Raw genomic sequence first — 17,552 nt, 5'->3', positions numbered from 1 at the left:
GGCAGGCGTTACGGCGAGACCTCCTCCAGCCGCCGCCCCGCCGTCTCCTCCGCACCGATGCCGGCGACGACCGCCCCGACGAGGGAGACGGCGCCCAGGGTGAGGAAGACCGCCCCGATGTGGCCGCCCGCGTAGACGGCGCCGACGACGATCGGGCCGAGGATGACGCCGATCCGGTTCATGGCGCCGCCCACGCTGCTGCCGAGCGCCCGCATGCGGGTCGGGAACAGCTCGGGCGTGTACAGGTAGAGGCAGATGTTGGAGCCGAAGAAGAAGACCGCGGCGAGCGACGTCCACACCAGGACCTCCACGGCGCTGTCGGCCCCCAGGAGGGCGAGGAGGCCCAGGACGGCGGCCGAACCGGTGAGGCAGCCGGTGATCACGCGGCGGCGGCCCAGCCGGTCCACCGTGAGCGCCGCCACCAGGCAGCCCGCGAGGCCCGCGCAGGACGTGACCGTGGAGTACAGCAGGGCGTCGGACAGGGACAGGTCGAAGCGGTTCTTGTAGATGGTGGGCAGCCAGGACGTGATGCCGTAGTTCACGAAGTACCCGGCGAACCACAGCACCCCGACGACCAGCGTGCGGCGGCGGTAACGGCCGGCCAGCAGCCCGCGCAGACCCGAGCCCTCCTCGGCCTTCGTGGCGGCCCGCTCGGCCTCCGCGGTCACCGGTACCGGTTCCGGCAGCGGTGCGCCCGTCGACTTCTCCACGGCCGTCTCGATCCGCGCCATCACCGCGGCGGCCTCCTCGGTCCTGCCCCGGTCGGCGAGCCAGCGTGGTGACTCGGGGACCATGCGGTGGACGACGAGGGCGAGGATCCCGGGGATCGCGGCGAGGCCGTACATCCACCGCCAGCCCAGCACCGGCATGACCCAGGCCGCGACCAGCGCGCCCACCGTGAGGCCCGCCGGGAAGACCAGCTCGTACAGCAGGACGAAGCGCCCGCGCCGGTGGCTGCGGGTGATCTCGGCGATGAAGGTGGCGGCCACCGGGACCTCGCCGCCGATGGCCATGCCCTGGATGAAGCGCAGGGCGGTGAACAGCTCCAGGGAGGGGGAGAGGGCGAGCGCCAGGTTGGCGAGGCTGGAGACGGCGAAGCACAGGACGATCACCTTCACGCGGCCGATCCGGTCGGCGATCCGCCCGGAGAGCAGGGCGCCGGCCAGCATGCCGACCGAGCCCACGGTGAGCAGCAGCGTCGCGGAGGAGGTGGACAGGCGCCAGTCGGCGCGCAGCTCGGGCAGGGCGTAGGCGATCAGCAGCTGGTCGAAGGCTTCGAAGAACGTGACCGCGCCGACGAGGAGCCGGACGGTGACGTGCCAGCGCGACAGGGGGAGTCGTTCGAAGCGGGCGGCTATGGAGGCTCTGAGCGGGCTGTCGGGTACGGCTTCCGTCGTCATGCGGTACTCCGGGGTCGCGGGGGCAGGGGGAGGACGAACGGGATCGGGGCGGGCAGGAGCGGGGGAGGGGCGGTCGACGGCGGTCCAGTCTGCGGGAGGCGGGCCGGTCCGCGAAAGAGCCGCGGCGCTGTCGGTCCGAGGAATCGGTAAGCGCCAAATCTTTAAGCGCTCAAGTTGTATCGCTCGACGCCCGGACCGCGTCAAGGTCTGAAGCAGCGATTTAACTGTCGAATCTGTCGGTCCGACCCTCTTGCGTCAGAGATATTTAAGCCCTTAGATGTCTAGTGCTTACTTAAGCAGCTCCCCATTCGACGCGTCCAGGAGGCCCCCGTATGCTCCGAACTCCCCCGGACGAAGCGCTCGTTGCGGGCCGGTGGCGGCGCGGCGGCGGTGCCCCGGCACACACCCTCGACCCGGCCACCGGCGAACGCCTGGCCACCGTCCACGCCGTCACCACCGACGAGGTCGCCGAGGCCGCCGAGGCCGCGGCCCGGGCCGCCGCCGAGCCGGGCTGGCGCGACCTCCTGCCGCATCTGCGGGCCCGCTTCCTGCACCGCGTGGCCGCGCTGATCGAGGACGACGCCGAGCACCTCGCCGCCTTGCAGACCGCCGACACCGGCAAGACGCTCACCGAGACCCGCGCCCTGGTCACCAGCGCGGCCGGCACCTTCCGGTACACCGCCGCCGCTCTGGAGACCGCCGAGGACGCCCTCACCCCGTCCCGCGGCGCGTACGTCACCATGAGCGTGCACGAGCCCATCGGTGTCGTCGGCGCCATCAACCCGTGGAACTCGCCGGTCGCCAGCGACGCCCAGAAGCTGGCCCCCGCGCTGGCCGCGGGCAACGCGATCCTGCTCAAGCCCGCCGACTGGACCCCGCTGGTCTCCCTCGCCCTCGGCCGGCTGATCACGCAGGCCCTGGAGGAACACGGCCTGCCCACGGCCCTGCTGTCGGTCCTTCCCGGACCCGGCCGGATCGTCGGCGACGCCATCGTGCGCGATCCACACGTCGGCAAGGTCGTCTTCACCGGCGGCACCGGCACCGGCCGCGCCCTGGCCCGGGCCGCCGCCGAGAAGCTGATGCCCGTCTCGCTGGAGCTCGGCGGCAAGTCACCCACGATCGTGCTGCCCGACGCCGACGTCGAACAGGCCCTGGCCGGGGTGATGTTCGGGGTGTTCTCCTCCAGCGGCCAGTCCTGCATCGCCGGATCGCGCCTCTTCGTCGCCCGCTCCCTGTACGACGACTTCCTCGGGGCCCTCGTCGAACGCGTCCGCAAGCTGCGCGTCGGCCCCGGCACCGACCCCGGCACCCAGGTCGCCCCGCTCGTCCACCCCGCCCACCGTGACAGCGTCGCCGCCTACGTCGACCTCGCCCGCGAGGAGGGCGCCCGCGTGCTGTGCGGCGGGGCGGTCCCCGAGGGGCCCGAGTACGAGCGCGGCGCCTACTACCTGCCCACCGTCCTCGACGGCCTGCCGGGCGACTCCCGCACCTGCCAGGAGGAGATCTTCGGCCCGGTGCTGGTCGCCCTGCCCTACGACGACGAGGAGGACCTGGTCCGCCGGGCCAACGACACCGTCTACGGCCTCGCCTGCGGCATCTGGACCCGCGACCACCGCGCCGCCTGGCGGATCGCCCGCCGGATCGAGGCGGGCACCGTCTGGATCAACACCTACAAGCAGTTCAGCATCTCCACGCCCTTCGGCGGCTGGAAGGACAGCGGCCTCGGCGTCGAGAAGGGGCGCGACGGCATCCGCGCCTACCAGCGCCAGAAGTCCCTGTACTGGGGCACCGCCACCACGCCGCTGCCCTGGGCCGGCTGACCCGCGACCGGAGAAATCGCATGTCCCCTTCTTCCCTCACCCCGCCCGACCCCCCCGTCGCCCGCCTGCGCGCCCTGCGCTCCGTCGAACTGCAAACCCCCCGCTTCACCGAGGCCACCGACTTCTACGAGGAGGCCTGGGGCCTGGAGGTCGTCGAGTCCGGGCACAGCGCCAGCTGGCTGCGCGGCACCGGCGAGGAGCACCACGCCCTCCAGCTCACCCGCGCCGACCGAATCGGCCTCGGCAGGCTCGCCTTCGCCGTGGCCACCCCGGCGGAGATCGACGAGGCCGCCCGCCGGCTCGAGCGGCGCGGCATCCGGCCGGTGGCCGGACCCGGCCCGCTCGACCAGGTCGGCGGCGGATACGGGCTGCGCTTCCACGACCACGAGGGCCGGCTGATCGAACTGTCCGCCGACACCTGGGCGGTGCCGCCCCGCGGCCGGGACGCCGCCGTCCCCGTCGGCGTGACCCATGTCGTCCTCAACACCCCCGACATCGACGCCTCCGTCGCCTTCTACCGCGAGGTACTCGGCCTGCGCGTGTCGGACTGGTCCGAGCACCAGATGGCGTTCCTGCGCTGCAACAGCGACCACCACTGCGTCGCCTTCAACCAGGCGCCCTGGGTGTCCCTCAACCACGTGGCGTACGAGATGAGTTCGCTCGACCACTTCATGCGCGGCATCGGACGCCTGCGCCACCACGGCATCACCCCGCAGTGGGGCCCGGGCCGGCACGGCCCCGGCAACAACACCTTCTCCTACTTCACCGACCCGACCGGCCTGGTGTGCGAGTACACCTCCGAGGTCGCCCAGGTCGTCGAGGACCGCTGGATCTGCAAGGTGTGGCGGCGGGTGCCCGAACTGTCCGACCTGTGGGGCACCGCAGGACCGCCGTCGAAACTCATCCGCGCCCACATGGCCGGCACCCCCGACGGCAGCCCCGTCCAGCCGCCCCTCGACGCCGAGCCCGCCGCACCGCAAGGAGCCCCCGCATGAACCCCACCCCCATGAAGACCGGCCTGGTCGGCTGGGGCGCCATCGGCCGCGTCGTCGGCACCGCCCTCGCCGCCGGAGACGTACCGGGCGCGATGCTCGAATGCGTCGTCGACAACCGGCCCCTGGGCGGCGCCGCCCCCGCCGAGCAGGTGCCCTTCGAGACCGCCGTCGAGCGCTGCGACCTGATCGTGGAGGCCGCCGGCCAGGGCGTCGTCCGCGCCTGGGGCGAGCGCATCCTCACCGCAGGCACCGACCTGCTCGTCGCCTCCACCGGCGCCCTCACCGACGACGACCTCGCCAAGCGGCTCCTCGACAGCGGACCGGGCCGCGTCTACTTCACCGGCGGCGCCGTCGGCGGCCTCGACCTGCTCCAGGCCGTCCGCGTCCTCGGCCCCCTCGACGAGGTCCGCCTCACCACCACCAAGCTCCCCGCCGTCCTCGAACAGCCCTGGATGGACGAGGAGTTGCTGCACCGGCTGCGCACCGCCACCGGCCCCGTCGAGGTCCTCAGCGGCACCGCGCGGGACATCCCCGTGAAGTTCCCCCGCTCGACGAACGTCGCCGCCTCCGTCGCCCTCGCCGTCGGCGACCTGGACGCCGTGAGCGTCCGCGTCGTCGCCGACCCGGGCGCCGTACACACCCGGCATGTCATCGAGGCGTCCGGACCACACGGCTCCTACCGCTTCGAGGCCGCGCACACCCCGGACGCCGACAACCCCGCCACCAGCAAGGTCGTGCCCTACGCCGTACTGCGCTCCCTCGGCGCGATCGCCGGACGCCCGGGACAGATCCTGTGACCCCCGCCAAGGTGCACGCGGAGGAGGCCGGCACCACCGGGCCGCTCCTGCTGTGCCTGCACGGCATCGGCTCCTCCTCGGCCTCCTTCGCACCCCAACTCGCCGCACTCTCCGGACAGTTCCGGGTCGTCGCCTGGGACGCCCCCGGCTACGGCAGATCACCCGACCCGGACGGCCCCCTCGACCTCGACGACTACGCCGACGCCGCCGCCGAGGTGATCCGCACCCGCGGCGGCAGCGCACATGTGCTCGGCGTCTCCTGGGGCGGCGTCATCGCCCTGAGGCTCGCCCTGCGCCACCCCGACCTCGTCACCTCCCTGATCGTGGCCGCCTCCAGCCCCGGCTCCGGCACCGACCCCGGCAAGGCCGCCGCGATGCGCTCCCGCGTACCGGAACTGGAAGCGCTCGGACCGCGGGCCTTCGCCGAACGGCGCGGACCCCGCCTGGTCTCCGCCGACGCACCCCCGCAGCTCGTCCGCAGGGTCGTCGACACCATGGCCGACGCGGTACGCCTGCCCGGCTACGCCCACGCCGCCGAGTCCATGGCCTCCGCCGACCTGCGCGCCGACCTGCCGCGCATCACCGCACCCACCCTCGTGCTGTGCGGTGACAAGGACCGGGTCACCGGCCCGGAAGCCGCCCAGGCCCTGGCCGGTGGCCTGCACAAGACCGCCAGTGTGGTCGTCAAGGACGCCGGCCACCTGGCCAACCAGGAACAGCCCGAGCACTTCAACGCCTGGGTCCTGGCCCACCTGCACATCGTCACCAACCCCCGCACGAAAGGCTGACCCCCTCATGCCCCTCACCACCACCGACTACGACAACGGCGCCGACCTCGCCAAGTACACCGACTCCCTGATCGCCACCCGCGACTCGCGCGAGCCCGACTGGGGCACGCTGTCCTTCCAGGAGAAGGCCGGCCCCCAGTACCGCCGCGCCCAGATCCGCTACGTCGGCTCCGGCGCCACCGGCAACCACGAGAACGACAACCGGATCATCCCCTCCGGCGGCTTCACCTTCTCCAACATGCTGCTGCCGCCCGGCGCCGAGGGCCCCGCCCACACCCATCACGACGTCGAGGAGGCCTTCTTCGTCCTGGAGGGGCAGGTCCGCGTCGGCATCCACCGCGGCCCCGACGAGGTCGAGTACCGCACCCTCGGCTACCGCGACATGATCGTGGTCCCGGCCGGGGTGACCCGCTCCCTGAAGAACGAGGGCGACACCGACGCGCTGTTCTGCGTGATCATCGGCACGCAGAAGCCGCAGGTGCCGACCTACCCCGAGTACTCGCCGCTGTACGGCGTCAGCCGTGACTGACAGCGTGCGCACGGTGGTCGTGACCGGGGCGGGCCGTGGTCTGGGGGAGGCCATGGCCCGCCGGGCCGGCGCCGACGGACACCGGGTCGTCGTCGCAGAGCTCGACCCCGAGTGGGGCGAGCGCACCGCGGCCGCGATCCGGGAGGCGGGCGGCGAGGCGCACTTCGTGCCCTGCGACGTGGCGGACCCGGCCTCGGTCGGGCAACTCGCCGAGGCGGTACGGCCGTTCGGCCCCGTGTGGGCCCTGGTCAACAACGCGGCCCTCGCCAACGGCGTCGGCGGCAAGGAGTTCCAGGACATCGACGTCGAGACCTGGGACCGGCTGATGACCGTCAACGTCCGCGGCCCCTGGCTCGTCGCCAAGGCGCTGCACCCGCTGCTCGCCCGGCCCGGACGAATCGTCAACATCGCCTCCGACGCCGCCCTGTACGGCTCGCCCCGCCTCGCCCACTACATCGCCTCCAAGGGCGCCGTCATCGCCCTGACCCGCGGCATGGCCCGCGAACTCGGCGAGCAGGGCATCACCGTCAACGCGGTCGCCCCCGGCCTCACCGAGTGCGAGGCCACCGAGACGGTGCCCGCCGCACGCCACGCCCTGTACGCCGGCCAGCGCGCGATCCGCCGCCCCCAGCAGCCCGACGACCTCGTCGGACTCGTCTCCTTCCTCCTCACCGAGGAGTCCCGCTACCTCACCGGACAGGTGATCGCCGTCAACGGCGGCTTCACCATGCACTGACCCCACTGGAGAACCCCATGGATCTGGGTCTCGCCGACCGGACCGTCCTGGTCACCGGCGGCAGCTCGGGCGTCGGCCTGGCCACGGTCCGCGCGCTCCTCGACGAAGGCGCGCGCGTCGCCACCTGCGGCCGCGACGCCGACCGGCTCGCCAAGGCCGCCGCCCGTCTCGGCCAGGGCGACCGCCTGCTGACCGGCGTCTGCGACGTCCGCGACGCCGACGCCGTCACCGCCTTCACCGAACGGGCCGCCGCACACTTCGGCCGCCTGGACGCCCTGGTCAACAACGCCGGCCAGTCCCGCATGAAGCGCCTCGACGACACCACCGCCGAGGACTGGCGCGACGAACTGGAGCTCAAGTTCACCGGTGTCCTCAACCCGCTGGCCGCCGCCCGCCCCCACCTGAGGAACTCGGACGCGGCGAGCGTCGTCAACGTCAACGCGGTCCTCGCCAAGCAGCCCGAACCCCGCCTGATCACCACCAGCGCCGCCCGCGCCGGCATCCTCAACCTCTCCAAGTCCCTCGCCACCGAACTTGCGCCCGAGGGCATCCGGGTCAACTCCGTCTGCCTCGGCCTGATCGACACCGGCCAGTGGACCCGCCGCCACGCCGCCGCCGGCACCGGCCTGTCCTACGAGGACTGGCAGGCCGAACTCGCCGCCGACCGGGGCGTCGCCCTCGGCCGCCTGGGCCGCGCCGAGGAGGTCGCCTACGCGATCGTGACCCTGCTGTCGCCGCGCGCCTCCTACATCACCGGAACCGCCATCGACGTCTGCGGCGGGGTCGGCCGCGGCATCCTCTGAGAGGCACGCATGACGTACAGCACCGGAGGCGACCTCCTCGTCGCCGTCCTGAAAGAACTCGGCATCGACACGGTCTTCGGCATCGTGTCCGTGCACAACCTCCCCCTCGTCGAGGCCGTCGACCGGGAGCTGCGCTTCGTGCCCGTGCGGCACGAGGCCACCGCCGTCAGCGCCGCCGACGGCTATGGCCGCGCCCGCGGCACCCTCGGCTGCGCCCTCACCTCCACCGGCACCGGCGCGGGCAACGCGGCCGGCTCCCTCATCGAGGCGCTCGCCGCCGGCACCTCCGTCCTGCACATCACCGGGCAGATCGAGAGCCGATACCTGGGCAGCGGGCGGGGGTTCATCCACGAGACCAAGGACCAGCTCGGCATGCTCCGCGCGGTCTCGGCGTACGCGGAGACCGTCCCCGACACCGCGAGCGCGGGCCGCCTGCTGCGTGAGGCCGCCGCCGCGGCGCTGACTGCGCCCGGGGGACCGGCCAGCATCGAGTGGCCGATCGACCTGCAGTACGCCGCCCAGCAGGACACCGGCGACCCTGCGCCCACCACACCGGCTCCGCAGCCGGATGCGGCCGAACTCGCGGGCGCGCAGCACCTGTTGGCGTCCGCCCGGCGCCCCCTCGTCTGGGCCGGCGGCGGCGCGACCGGCGCCCGTACCGCCTTGCACGACCTCCTGGCGGCGACCGGCGCGGGCCTGATCACCTCCAACTCCGGGCGCGGCACGGTCCCCGAGGACCACCCCCAGGTCATCGGCAACTTCGCCACCGCCCCCGCCGTGCGCGCCCTCCTGGACGACGCCGACGTCCTGGTCACCGTCGGCACCCACTTCCGATCCAACGAGACCGCCGACTACACCCTGCGGCTGCCCGAGGCGCACGTACAGATCGACCTCGACGCCGCAGCCCTGGGCCGCGTCCACCCGGCCAGGCACGCCCTGCACGGCGACGCCGCCCACGTCCTGCCCGCCCTGACCTCGGCGGCCGTGCCCGCCGAGGACGGCTGGACCGCCCGCGTCACCGCCGTACGCGACGAGGTCCGCGTCGCCCTGCGCGAGTCCATCGGCCCGCAGGCGGCGATCTGTGACGCCCTCACCGCCGCCCTGCCCCCGGGCACGGTCGTCGCGCGGGACGTCACCATCCCCTCCTCGACGTGGGGCAATCGCCTCCTGCCGATCCACGACCCGCGCGGCAACGTCTTCCCGCGGGGCGGCGGCATCGGCCAGGGCCTCGGCATGGGCATCGGCGCCGCCCTCGCCCGCCCCGGCGAGCCGACGGTCGTCATCGCCGGCGACGGCGGACTCGCCGTCCACCTCGGCGAGCTGCTCACCCTCGCCCAGGAGCGGCCCCGCCTGCTGCTGCTCGTCTTCAACGACGGCGGCTACGGCGTCCTGCGCAACACCCAGGACCGCTATAGCGAACGCCGGTCCGGCGTCGACCTGTTCACCCCGGACTTCGCCGGGCTCGCCGCCGCCTGCGCCCTGACCTACGCGCGCATCTCCGCCCAGTCCGACGCCGAGCCGGTGATCCGGCAGGCGCTCGCCGCCGAGGGCCCGACGGTCGTCGAGGTGGACCTCGCCGCACTCGGCCCGATGAAGACCCCGTTCACCCCGCCCGTGAAGATCCCCGGCACGTAAGGAGGCCGTCCCGTGAGCGACACCGAAGAGCAGGAGCTCGAACTCCTCGTGCACCGCATGACGTGGGAGGCGGACGGCGTGCTGTCCCTCGACCTCGTCGACCCCGCGGGCAAGCCCCTGCCGGGCTGGACCCCGGGCGCCCACATCGACCTGCACGTGGGCGGCCACGTCCGTCAGTACTCGCTGTGCGGCGACCCGGAGGACACCACCGTCTACCGCGTCGCCGTCCTCGACGAGCCCGCCTCGCGCGGCGGTTCACGCCACGTCCACACCGAGCTGCGCCCGGGCCAGCGGATCCGGGTCGCCGGGCCGCGCAACCACTTCGCGCTGGAGCCGGCGGCGTCGTACGTGTTCATCGCCGGCGGCATCGGCATCACCCCCATTCTCGCCATGGCCCGCCAGGCCGACCGCGACACCGTCCCCTACCGCCTGGTGCACGGCGGACGCACCCGTGCCTCCATGGCCTTCGGCGCACAGCTCGCCGAGCTCACCGGCGGCGAGATCACCCTCGTCCCGCAGGACGAGCAGGGCCACATCGACCTGGCGGCCGCGCTCGCCGACCTGCCCGACGACGCGCTGGTGTATGTGTGCGGTCCGGAGCCGCTCCTGACCGCCGTACAAGAGCGATGCCCGGCCGGGCAGGTGAGGCTGGAGCGGTTCGGCGCGCCGGTGGTGGAGCGGACCGGCGACGACACCGCCTTCGAGGTGGAGTGCCGCCGCTCCGGCCTGACCGTCACCGTCGACGCCACCACCTCCGTGCTGGACGCCGTCGAGGCGGCGGGCGTGGCCGTCCCCTCCTCCTGCCGCGACGGCATCTGCGGCACCTGCGAGACCCGCGTCCTCGCCGGCCGCCCCGAGCACCGCGACTTCCTGCTGTCCGAGGCGGAGCACGCCGCGAACGCCACCATGATGATCTGCGTCTCGCGCTGCGCCTCCGACCGGCTCGTCCTCGACCTGTGACCCCCGTACCCGCCGCCCTCCTGGAGGCCCCCATGACCACCGACTGGCCGTACCTCGACCCGCACCAGTCCCGCACCCACGAACCCACCCCGTACGAGCTGAAGCTCGCCCGCACCCTCGAGGAGATCTTCACCGAGGACGGCCACGGGCTCGCCGACGTCGTCGCCGGCCTCAACGCCCGCCAGGTGCGCACGCCCGACGGCACGCCCTGGACCGAGGACACCTTCCGCGCCGAGATGCACCGCCTGGGAGCCTGAGATGACCCTCACCACCGACGTCACCGCCGAGCACGTCTACGCCAACGGACTGCGCAACCAGTGGCACCCGGTCGTCCCCTCCGCCTTCGTCGAGCCGGGCGGCATGCGCAAGGTCACCGCCCTCGGCGAGGACTGGCTGCTGTTCCGCCGCTCCGACGGCACCCTGTCCATGCTCGCCGACCGCTGCCCGCACCGGGGCGCCCCGCTCTCCCTCGGCAGACACCTCGGCGACCGGGTGGCCTGCTGGTACCACGGCGTCGAGGTCCAGGGCGACGGCACCGTCACCTCCGTCCCCGGTCTGCCCGGCTGCAACCTTGAGGGCAAGAAGCTCGTCACCTCGCTGCCCGTGCGCGAGGTGGGCGGCGCGATCCTCGCCTACTTCGGCGACGAGCAGCACCCCGAGCCCGTCGAACTGACGCTGCCCGAACCGCTGACGGACCCGGAGATCGCCTCCTTCCTGTGCTACGCCGAGTGGAACGTGCCGTGGCGCTTCGCGATGGAGAACCTCCTCGACCCGATGCACGGGGCGTTCCTGCACCACGAGTCGCACACCATGTACGACGGCGACACCCAGGCCCGGTTCCGCATCCGGGAGACCGACCGCGGCTACTTCTTCGAGAAGACCGACCAGCGGGGCGTCAACTTCGACTGGGTGGAGCTGTGCCGCACGGGTGTCGACTGGGTCGACCTGTCCATCCCGTACCCGCCGTCCGCGGGACCCGGCGGCGCCTTCGGCATCGTCGGTATGGCCTGCCCGGTGGACGCGGGGCGCACCGGCGTCTTCTTCTGGCGCTACCGCAAGGTCTCCGGCTGGGAGCGCGACACCTGGCGCTTCCTGTACCGCACGCTGATCGAGGAACGCCACTGGCAGGTGCTGGAGCAGGACCGGGTGATGCTGGAGGCCATGCCCGCGGACGCCGACCAGGCGGAGAACCTCTACCAGCACGACCTGGGCGTCGTCCGCCTGCGCCGGTTGTACCGACAGCAGGCAGAGACCCAGGCGGCCCGCTGAACCGGGGCCCGGCCTCGGATCCGGTCCTGGCCTCGGCCCCGGTCCTGGCCCCGGGCCCGGCCCTAGCCCTGGCTCCGGCTCCGGCCGTGGCTCCGGCTCCGGCCGACCGGTGCCCGGCCTCAGGCCGATGGCCGAAGGGGGTCTTGGGCGGTGGACGGAAGCAGTCTCGGGCCGGTGACCGAGGAGGGGCCCAGCCGGGGACACGCAGCCCGGCTTCAGGCCCGCGGCCGGCGCCGGGTCCCTGACCGGGGGAGTCGGGGCTCAGGCGCTGGGTTCTGCGTCGGGCTCCGGGCCGGGGGAGTCGGGGCTCAGGCGGGTGGGTCTGTGTGGGTCTCGGCCGCGTGGACGATGGAGTGCTCCAGCTTGGACAACAGCCGGGCCAGCTGGCGCCGCTCCGCCGGGGACAGCTCCGCGAGCATCCGCCGCTCGTTGTCCAGGTGCTCGGCGAACACCTCGTCCACCTTCGCGAGGCCGGCGTCGGTGAGCCGGGAGTACACGACGCGGCGGTCCTCGGCGTCGCGCTCGCGCACGATCAGGCCGTCCTTCTCCAGCCGGTCGATGCGCAGCGTGACCCCGGCCGAGGAGATCAGCCCCGAGTCGGCGAGCTGCCCCGCCGTGAGCCGATAGGGCTTCCCCGCCCGCCGCAACGCGGTCAGGACGTCGAACCCGGCCACGGCGAGCCCGTGCCGCTCGATCGCGGCGGTCAGTCCGGCCTGGTAGCGCAGGAAGGTGCGGTGCAGCCGGGCCAGCACCTCCAGCGGAGAGGTGTCCAGCTCGGGCCGCTCCCGGGCCCAGTCCTCGATGATCGCCGCGACGGCGTCCTGCCGGCCCGTGGCCCTCTTCCCCGGCATGTGGTGCCCCTCCTGACCTCGCCCGCACGAGCCCGACCTGCGGTCCGCGTCAGAAATCTTAGCCCTGAAACATGTGCCCCGGCGCACGCACCGTCGGCGTCACCCGGGGCGAGGCGCTCAGGCGACCCGGCAGTGATCCCGGACCTCCGGGCGTGGCCGGAAACCGGCTGCCCTGTAGGTGGCGACGGCGCCCCCGTTGGAGCTCGGGGTGCAGACGAGCGCGCTCGACGAGCCCAGCTCCCGGAGTGCGGCCGCCGCGGCGACGCTGATCGCCGCGCCGTAACCGCGGCGGCGATGGTCCCGGTGCACACCCATCGGTTCGAGCAACCCGGGCCTGCCCGGGCCGGCCGACCACACCGTCACCGTCGCCACCGCGTTGCCCTCGTCGTCGTAGGCGACCAGACAGCGGGCGTCGGCGTACGGGATCCCGGCCGCCATCGCGTGCCAGTGCCCGTCCGAGAACGCCGACCTGTCGAACGAGGCCCGCTGCACGGCGGCCCGCACCGGCGCCTGCTCCGGCCCGGCGACCTCGATCCGCACGCCCGGGTCCGGCACCGGCCCGGCGAGGTCGCGGCACAGTGGTGTCCACGGCTCGTCGACGCTCCAGCCGTACCCGGACAGCAGCTCCTGGACCAGCGCCCCCGTCGGCGCCTCGACGTTCGCCCTCCCCTCGGGCAGCACGCCGCGCTCCGGAGCCCTCACGTCCGCGGCCAGCTGCCGAGCCAGCTCCTCGTCCCGCCGGACGTCCGGCGCGATCGCCAGCCGCAACAGTCCCGGACCGTCCAGCAGCCCGACGGCGAGGATCCGCCCACCCCGGCTCCATGTCCTGACCGCCGCGGCGGTCGCCTGCGCACCGAACCGCCAGAACCAGCCCACATCCCCCGGGTGCAGCTGCATCGGCGCCCCGTCGCTCTGCCACCCCCGCAGCACGCCCACGACCTCGCCCAGTCCGTCGACGCCCGGCCTGCCCAACGCAATCGCCATGCCCCGATCCCACACCACGGCACCGGCCGGCCGCACTCGGTTTACGACCCGCCGGCGTCACCCCGGTCGGGCGCGGGACGTCCGCGCGGTGCGCCCCTTGCGCAGGAAGCGCCGCAGGCGCGTCACCGGCCAGGTGTTGATCACGTCGTCCTTGGTGAGCCAGCCGCGCTGGGCCGTCCCCACGCCGTAGCGCATATGAGCCAGGTGCAGCACGGAATGGGCGTCGCTGTCGACGGCGAACCGCACTCTGTGGCGCCGCGCCCGCAGGATGTCCTCGTCGCGCAGGTCGAGACGGTCGGGGAAGGCGTCGATCTCCAGCGCGGTGCCGGTGCGCGCGCACGCGGCGAAGACCTGGTCGAGGTCGACGTCGAGAGGCGGCCGTCTGCCGATCTTGCGGGTGGTGGGATGGCCGATGATGTTGACGTGCGGGTTCTCGCAGGCCCGGACCAGCCGCCGGGTCTGCGCGGCGCGGCTCTGGTTGAAGTGGGAGTGCACGGAGGCCACGCACACGTCGAAGCCGGCCAGGAACTCCCCGGGCCAGTCCACGTCGCCGTCCGGGCCGATGTTCAGCTCCACGCCGTGCAGCAGCCGCATGCCGCCCCGCCCGTCCCGCCCGCCGAACCTGCCGTCGAGTTCCCGTACCTGCTCGCGCTGGGCCAGCATCCGTTCCTCGGTCATCTGCTGCATGTACAGGTCCGGCCCGTGGTCGGTGATCGCGTAGTAGGCGTAGCCGCGCTCGGCGGCCGCCCGCACCATCTCCTCCAGCGGCGCGAGCCCGTCGGTCAGGTCGGTGTGCGTGTGCAGGTCGCCCCGCAGATCCGACTCCTGCACCAGATCGGGCAGCTCGTCGCGCAGCCCCGCCTCGATCTCCCCGCGGTCCTCCCGCAGCGGCGGCGCGATCCACGGCAGCCCGAGCCGGGCATAGACCTCTTCCTCGGTCTCGGAGACGACCTTCTCGCCGCTGTCGGCGTCGAACAGGCCGTACTCGGACAGCTTCAGCCCCTGGTGCAGGGCCAGCTCCCGGGTGCGGATGTTGTGCGCCTTCGAGCCGGTGAAGTACTGCAGCGCCGCCCCCCAGGAATCCGGCGGCACCACCCGCAGGTCGACGGAGAGCCCCTTGCCGGTGCGGACCGAGGTCTTCTTCTCGCCGTGCGCGATCACCTCGGAGACGTAGGGCAGCTCGGTGAACGCCCGCATCAGCGGGCCCGGCTTCCGGGCCGCCACCAGGACGTCGAGGTCGCCGACGGTCTCGCGGTACCGGCGCAGCGATCCCGCGTAGGTGCAGCTCAGGCAGCCGGTGACCCGGGACAGCTCGGAGACGACATCCTCGGCGAGATCCATGGCCGCGTCGAGCAGGACCCGGTCGCCGGAGGACCGCAGGAGCTCGACACCGTGCAGGATGTTCTCCTCGGTCCGTGGCCCGAAGCCCTTCATGTCGCGCAGCTTCTCGGCGCGGATCGCGTCGAGGAGTTCGTCCACCGAGGAGATGCCCAGTTCCTCGTAGAGCGTCATGGCCTTCTTCGGGCCGAGCGTGGGGATCGCCGTCAGCCGCCGGACACCGGCCGGGACCTTCGCGCGCAGCTCGTCCACCGCGGACACGCTGCCGGTGCGGAAGTACTCGCCGACCTTGTCCGCGATCGACTTGCCGACCCCGGGTATCTCCCGCAGGCCCTTGGCGTCGAGCGTGGCCACGTCGGTGTGATGGCCGCCGATCGCTCGAGCGGCCTTCTCGTACACGCGCGCCCTGTACGCCTCTCCGCCCGTGATCGCGATCAGATCCGCGTACTCCTGGAACAGCGCCGCGACCTCGTCGTTGGACCGAGCCATGCGTCCCGGGTAGGCAGCCGGCACCGCTTTCATGCCTCCGAGCTCCGCGCACGCCGACGGACACCGCTCACGCCCACGAGCGCCTGCGGCGCCGACACGGTCGGCTGCGCCGCCTTCACGCGCACGAAACCGCGCGATAGGTATGGCAATGCGCGCCCACGGATGCATCGAGGCAGGGAGAGAGCATGGCGGTGCTCACAGGGAAGACAGCTGTCGTCACCGGTGGCTCACGCGGGATCGGCCGGGCTGTCGTCCTGCGGCTCGTGCGGGACGGAGCCAGTGTCGTCTTCAACTTCGCGCGGAACCGGGACGCGGCCGACGAGGTCGTGCGGCAGGCCGAGAAGGAGGGCGGGCAGGCTGTCGCGGTCCAGCTGGACCTGGCCGAGCCCGGCGCAGCCGAGGAGCTGCCCGCCACGGCGGAACGCCGGTTCGGCGGTCTGGACATCCTGGTCAACAACGCGGCCACGCACACCGACGTCGTGCCCCTCGCACAGACGGAGGAGGCGGATTTTGACCGAGTGATGACCGTGAACGCAAAGTCGGTCTTCCTCACGATGCGTTACGCGGCCCGGCACATGCGCGACGGCGGGCGGATCGTCAACATCTCCACCCTCAACACCGTCTTCCCCGCCCCCGGCAACGCCCCCTACGCGGCCAGCAAGGGTGCCCTGGAGCAGCTGACCCTGGTGGCTTCGCGCGAGCTGGGCGCGCGGGGCATCACGGTCAACACCGTGTCGCCCGGCGCCACGGACACCGGTCTTCTGAGGTCCACCAACGAGCCGGAGAAGCTGGCGATGGCCGTCGCGATGACCTCGCTCGGACGCCTCGGCCGGCCCGAGGACGTGGCGGACGTCGTCGCGTTCCTCGCGGGGCCGGACGGACGGTGGGTGACGGGTCAGAACATCCGCGCGAACGGAGGTGTTCTCTAGCCGGGGTGCGGCCGCCGGCGCGGCGGCAGCGTGCCTCACCGGGAGTCGATCAACTCGTCGGTGACCAGGTCACGCTTGCCGGCGTCGTACACGGCTTCCTAGGTGTCGACAACAGGGGCACCCGCTCTGGCGGACGCCCCTGCGGAACCGCCATCGATCGCATCACGCCTGCGAACCGGGCAACGGCCTCCACGGCAAGGAAAGTCGGCGCCGACGACGGTGATCCACACCGTACAGGTCGCGCGTCCCGGGATGCGCAGCCGGGGTTCCCGCCGAAGGCCGGGGCCCGGACCCGGCTGCCGGGTGGACCGGCCTAGTAGTAGCCCTTGGCCCCGTCGAGCAGCTCCCGCACGATGTCCGCGTGCCCGGCGTGCCGTCCGGTCTCCTCGATGAGGTGAATGAGCATCCAGCGGAGGTTGGCCTTGGCGGAGCGGTACTCGGGGTCGCGGCCGACGTCGTCCAGGGAGGCGGCGGCCACGATCTCGTTGCTGCGGGCACACTGGGCCTCGTAGTCCGCGAGGAGCTGCTTCAGCGTGACCCCGTCGGTGCGCCAGTCGGCATCCTCGTCCGTCTCGTCGAAGGACGGGTTCTGTGTCTTGTCCCCGCCGAGGAACAGCACTTCCAGCCAGGTGTGTTCGACCCACCGCATGTGGCTGACGAGCCCGGCCATCGTCATCGCCGGTGAGGTCGGTATGACGGAGCGGTGCGCGTCCGCCTCGCTGAGGCCCTCGCACTTCCATCGCAGGATCTGTCGCTGAAGGTCCAGCCAGCCGATGAGTGCCGTGCGTTCGTCGGCCTGGAACGGGGGGCGTTCAAGTGAGGAAGCCATGCCTGCGGACGCTAGCGGGCCCGCACTCCGCTGTCGTCCGGTTTTCGGCGGCGCCGGCGAGCCGGGGGACGTGCCGGGCATGCAACGGGCACGGCGCGGTACCCGGCTGCTGCTCAGAGGGCCGCAACGTCGGAAGGTCCGTGGGCCGGAAGGGAGCGCGTCATGGCCGTCTGTGAGGTCTGTGGCAACGACTACGCCCTGTCCTTCGAGGTGCACACCGTCGGTGGCGGCGTGCACACCTTCGACAGCCTGGAATGCGCCGCCCACAAGCTGGCGCCGATCTGCGACAACTGCCAGTGCAAGGTCCTCGGACACGGACACCAGGCCGGCGGGCAGTTCTTCTGCTGTGCCCACTGCGCCCGTGCGCGTGGTCACGAGGCTCTGACGGACAGCGCCTAGC

General features: G+C 72.8%; 18 protein-coding genes. 13 read left to right on the top strand and 5 right to left on the bottom strand.

Going from position 1 to position 17,552, the window contains the following annotated elements; translation table 11 throughout:
* Positions 1 to 8: 8 nt before the first annotated feature.
* Complete coding sequence (locus AB0412_RS25385) at positions 9 to 1,400, bottom strand: MFS transporter (RefSeq protein ID WP_366404871.1); 1,392 nt, start codon at positions 1,398 to 1,400, stop codon at positions 9 to 11.
* A gap of 332 nt (positions 1,401 to 1,732) precedes the next feature.
* Here AB0412_RS25385 and AB0412_RS25380 point away from each other — a divergent pair, with 332 nt between their 5' ends.
* Genes AB0412_RS25380 through AB0412_RS25330 form a run of 11 tightly spaced genes read left to right on the top strand, consistent with a single transcriptional unit; the run spans position 1,733 to position 11,732 of the window.
* A complete protein-coding gene (locus tag AB0412_RS25380; RefSeq protein ID WP_366404870.1) occupies positions 1,733 to 3,220 on the top strand; it encodes an aldehyde dehydrogenase in 1,488 nt (495 codons plus the stop codon).
* Between the two features lie 20 nt (positions 3,221 to 3,240).
* On the top strand, positions 3,241 to 4,215 hold the full coding sequence (locus tag AB0412_RS25375) for a VOC family protein (RefSeq protein ID WP_366404869.1): 975 nt from the start codon (positions 3,241 to 3,243) through the stop codon (positions 4,213 to 4,215).
* Positions 4,212 to 5,012, top strand: coding sequence for an aspartate dehydrogenase domain-containing protein (locus tag AB0412_RS25370; RefSeq protein WP_366404868.1), 801 nt, complete (start codon positions 4,212 to 4,214; stop codon positions 5,010 to 5,012). The genes AB0412_RS25375 and AB0412_RS25370 overlap by 4 nt, the downstream gene beginning before the upstream one ends.
* Positions 5,009 to 5,800 (top strand): alpha/beta fold hydrolase, encoded by a 792-nt coding sequence (locus tag AB0412_RS25365; RefSeq protein WP_366404867.1) that lies wholly within the window; start codon positions 5,009 to 5,011, stop codon positions 5,798 to 5,800. The genes AB0412_RS25370 and AB0412_RS25365 overlap by 4 nt, the downstream gene beginning before the upstream one ends.
* A gap of 7 nt (positions 5,801 to 5,807) precedes the next feature.
* Positions 5,808 to 6,329, top strand: coding sequence for a cupin domain-containing protein (locus tag AB0412_RS25360; RefSeq protein WP_366404866.1), 522 nt, complete (start codon positions 5,808 to 5,810; stop codon positions 6,327 to 6,329).
* Positions 6,322 to 7,065, top strand: coding sequence for an SDR family oxidoreductase (locus AB0412_RS25355; RefSeq protein ID WP_366404865.1), 744 nt, complete (start codon positions 6,322 to 6,324; stop codon positions 7,063 to 7,065). Before AB0412_RS25360 ends, AB0412_RS25355 begins: the two co-directional genes overlap by 8 nt.
* A 17-nt stretch (positions 7,066 to 7,082) precedes the next feature.
* On the top strand, positions 7,083 to 7,868 hold the full coding sequence (locus tag AB0412_RS25350) for an SDR family oxidoreductase (protein ID WP_366404864.1): 786 nt from the start codon (positions 7,083 to 7,085) through the stop codon (positions 7,866 to 7,868).
* Between the two features lie 9 nt (positions 7,869 to 7,877).
* Positions 7,878 to 9,503, top strand: a complete 1,626-nt coding sequence (locus tag AB0412_RS25345; protein WP_366404863.1) for a thiamine pyrophosphate-binding protein — start codon at positions 7,878 to 7,880, stop codon at positions 9,501 to 9,503.
* Between the two features lie 12 nt (positions 9,504 to 9,515).
* On the top strand, positions 9,516 to 10,463 hold the full coding sequence (locus tag AB0412_RS25340; RefSeq protein WP_366404862.1) for a PDR/VanB family oxidoreductase: 948 nt from the start codon (positions 9,516 to 9,518) through the stop codon (positions 10,461 to 10,463).
* 32 nt (positions 10,464 to 10,495) lie between these two features.
* Positions 10,496 to 10,720: a recombinase-like helix-turn-helix domain-containing protein gene (locus tag AB0412_RS25335; protein ID WP_366404861.1), complete on the top strand. Its 225-nt coding sequence runs from the start codon at positions 10,496 to 10,498 to the stop codon at positions 10,718 to 10,720.
* Position 10,721: 1 nt separating this feature from the next.
* The gene (locus tag AB0412_RS25330) at positions 10,722 to 11,732 is read left to right on the top strand and encodes an aromatic ring-hydroxylating dioxygenase subunit alpha (RefSeq protein ID WP_366404860.1); all 1,011 of its coding nucleotides are present in this window, start codon (positions 10,722 to 10,724) and stop codon (positions 11,730 to 11,732) included.
* Positions 11,733 to 12,040: 308 nt separating this feature from the next.
* On the opposite strand, the gene AB0412_RS25325 is transcribed toward AB0412_RS25330, so the two are convergent.
* From AB0412_RS25325 to polX, 3 genes are all read right to left on the bottom strand, one after another.
* A complete protein-coding gene (locus AB0412_RS25325; protein ID WP_366404859.1) occupies positions 12,041 to 12,583 on the bottom strand; it encodes a MarR family transcriptional regulator in 543 nt (180 codons plus the stop codon).
* A 117-nt stretch (positions 12,584 to 12,700) separates the two neighbouring features.
* Positions 12,701 to 13,567 carry a GNAT family N-acetyltransferase gene (locus tag AB0412_RS25320; RefSeq protein ID WP_366404858.1) on the bottom strand — a complete coding sequence of 289 codons (867 nt, stop codon included), beginning with the start codon at positions 13,565 to 13,567 and terminating at the stop codon, positions 12,701 to 12,703.
* Between the two features lie 57 nt (positions 13,568 to 13,624).
* Positions 13,625 to 15,394: a DNA polymerase/3'-5' exonuclease PolX gene (gene polX / locus AB0412_RS25315; protein WP_366404857.1), complete on the bottom strand. Its 1,770-nt coding sequence runs from the start codon at positions 15,392 to 15,394 to the stop codon at positions 13,625 to 13,627.
* Positions 15,395 to 15,579: 185 nt separating this feature from the next.
* On the opposite strand from polX, the gene AB0412_RS25310 reads away from it, so the two are divergent.
* Entirely contained in the window at positions 15,580 to 16,323 is a 744-nt protein-coding gene (locus AB0412_RS25310; RefSeq protein ID WP_366404856.1) for a glucose 1-dehydrogenase, read from the top strand.
* A gap of 313 nt (positions 16,324 to 16,636) precedes the next feature.
* On the opposite strand, the gene AB0412_RS25305 is transcribed toward AB0412_RS25310, so the two are convergent.
* Positions 16,637 to 17,152 (bottom strand): DinB family protein, encoded by a 516-nt coding sequence (locus AB0412_RS25305; RefSeq protein ID WP_366404855.1) that lies wholly within the window; start codon positions 17,150 to 17,152, stop codon positions 16,637 to 16,639.
* A 162-nt stretch (positions 17,153 to 17,314) separates the two neighbouring features.
* On the opposite strand from AB0412_RS25305, the gene AB0412_RS25300 reads away from it, so the two are divergent.
* Entirely contained in the window at positions 17,315 to 17,551 is a 237-nt protein-coding gene (locus AB0412_RS25300; RefSeq protein ID WP_366404854.1) for a hypothetical protein, read from the top strand.
* The last annotated feature ends 1 nt before the right edge of the window (position 17,552 follow it).

The organism is Streptomyces sp. NPDC052012 (assembly GCF_040689265.1).
In the GTDB taxonomy this organism is placed as follows: Bacteria; Actinomycetota; Actinomycetes; order Streptomycetales; family Streptomycetaceae; genus Streptomyces.
This window is presented reverse-complemented; position numbering and strand designations above follow the sequence as displayed.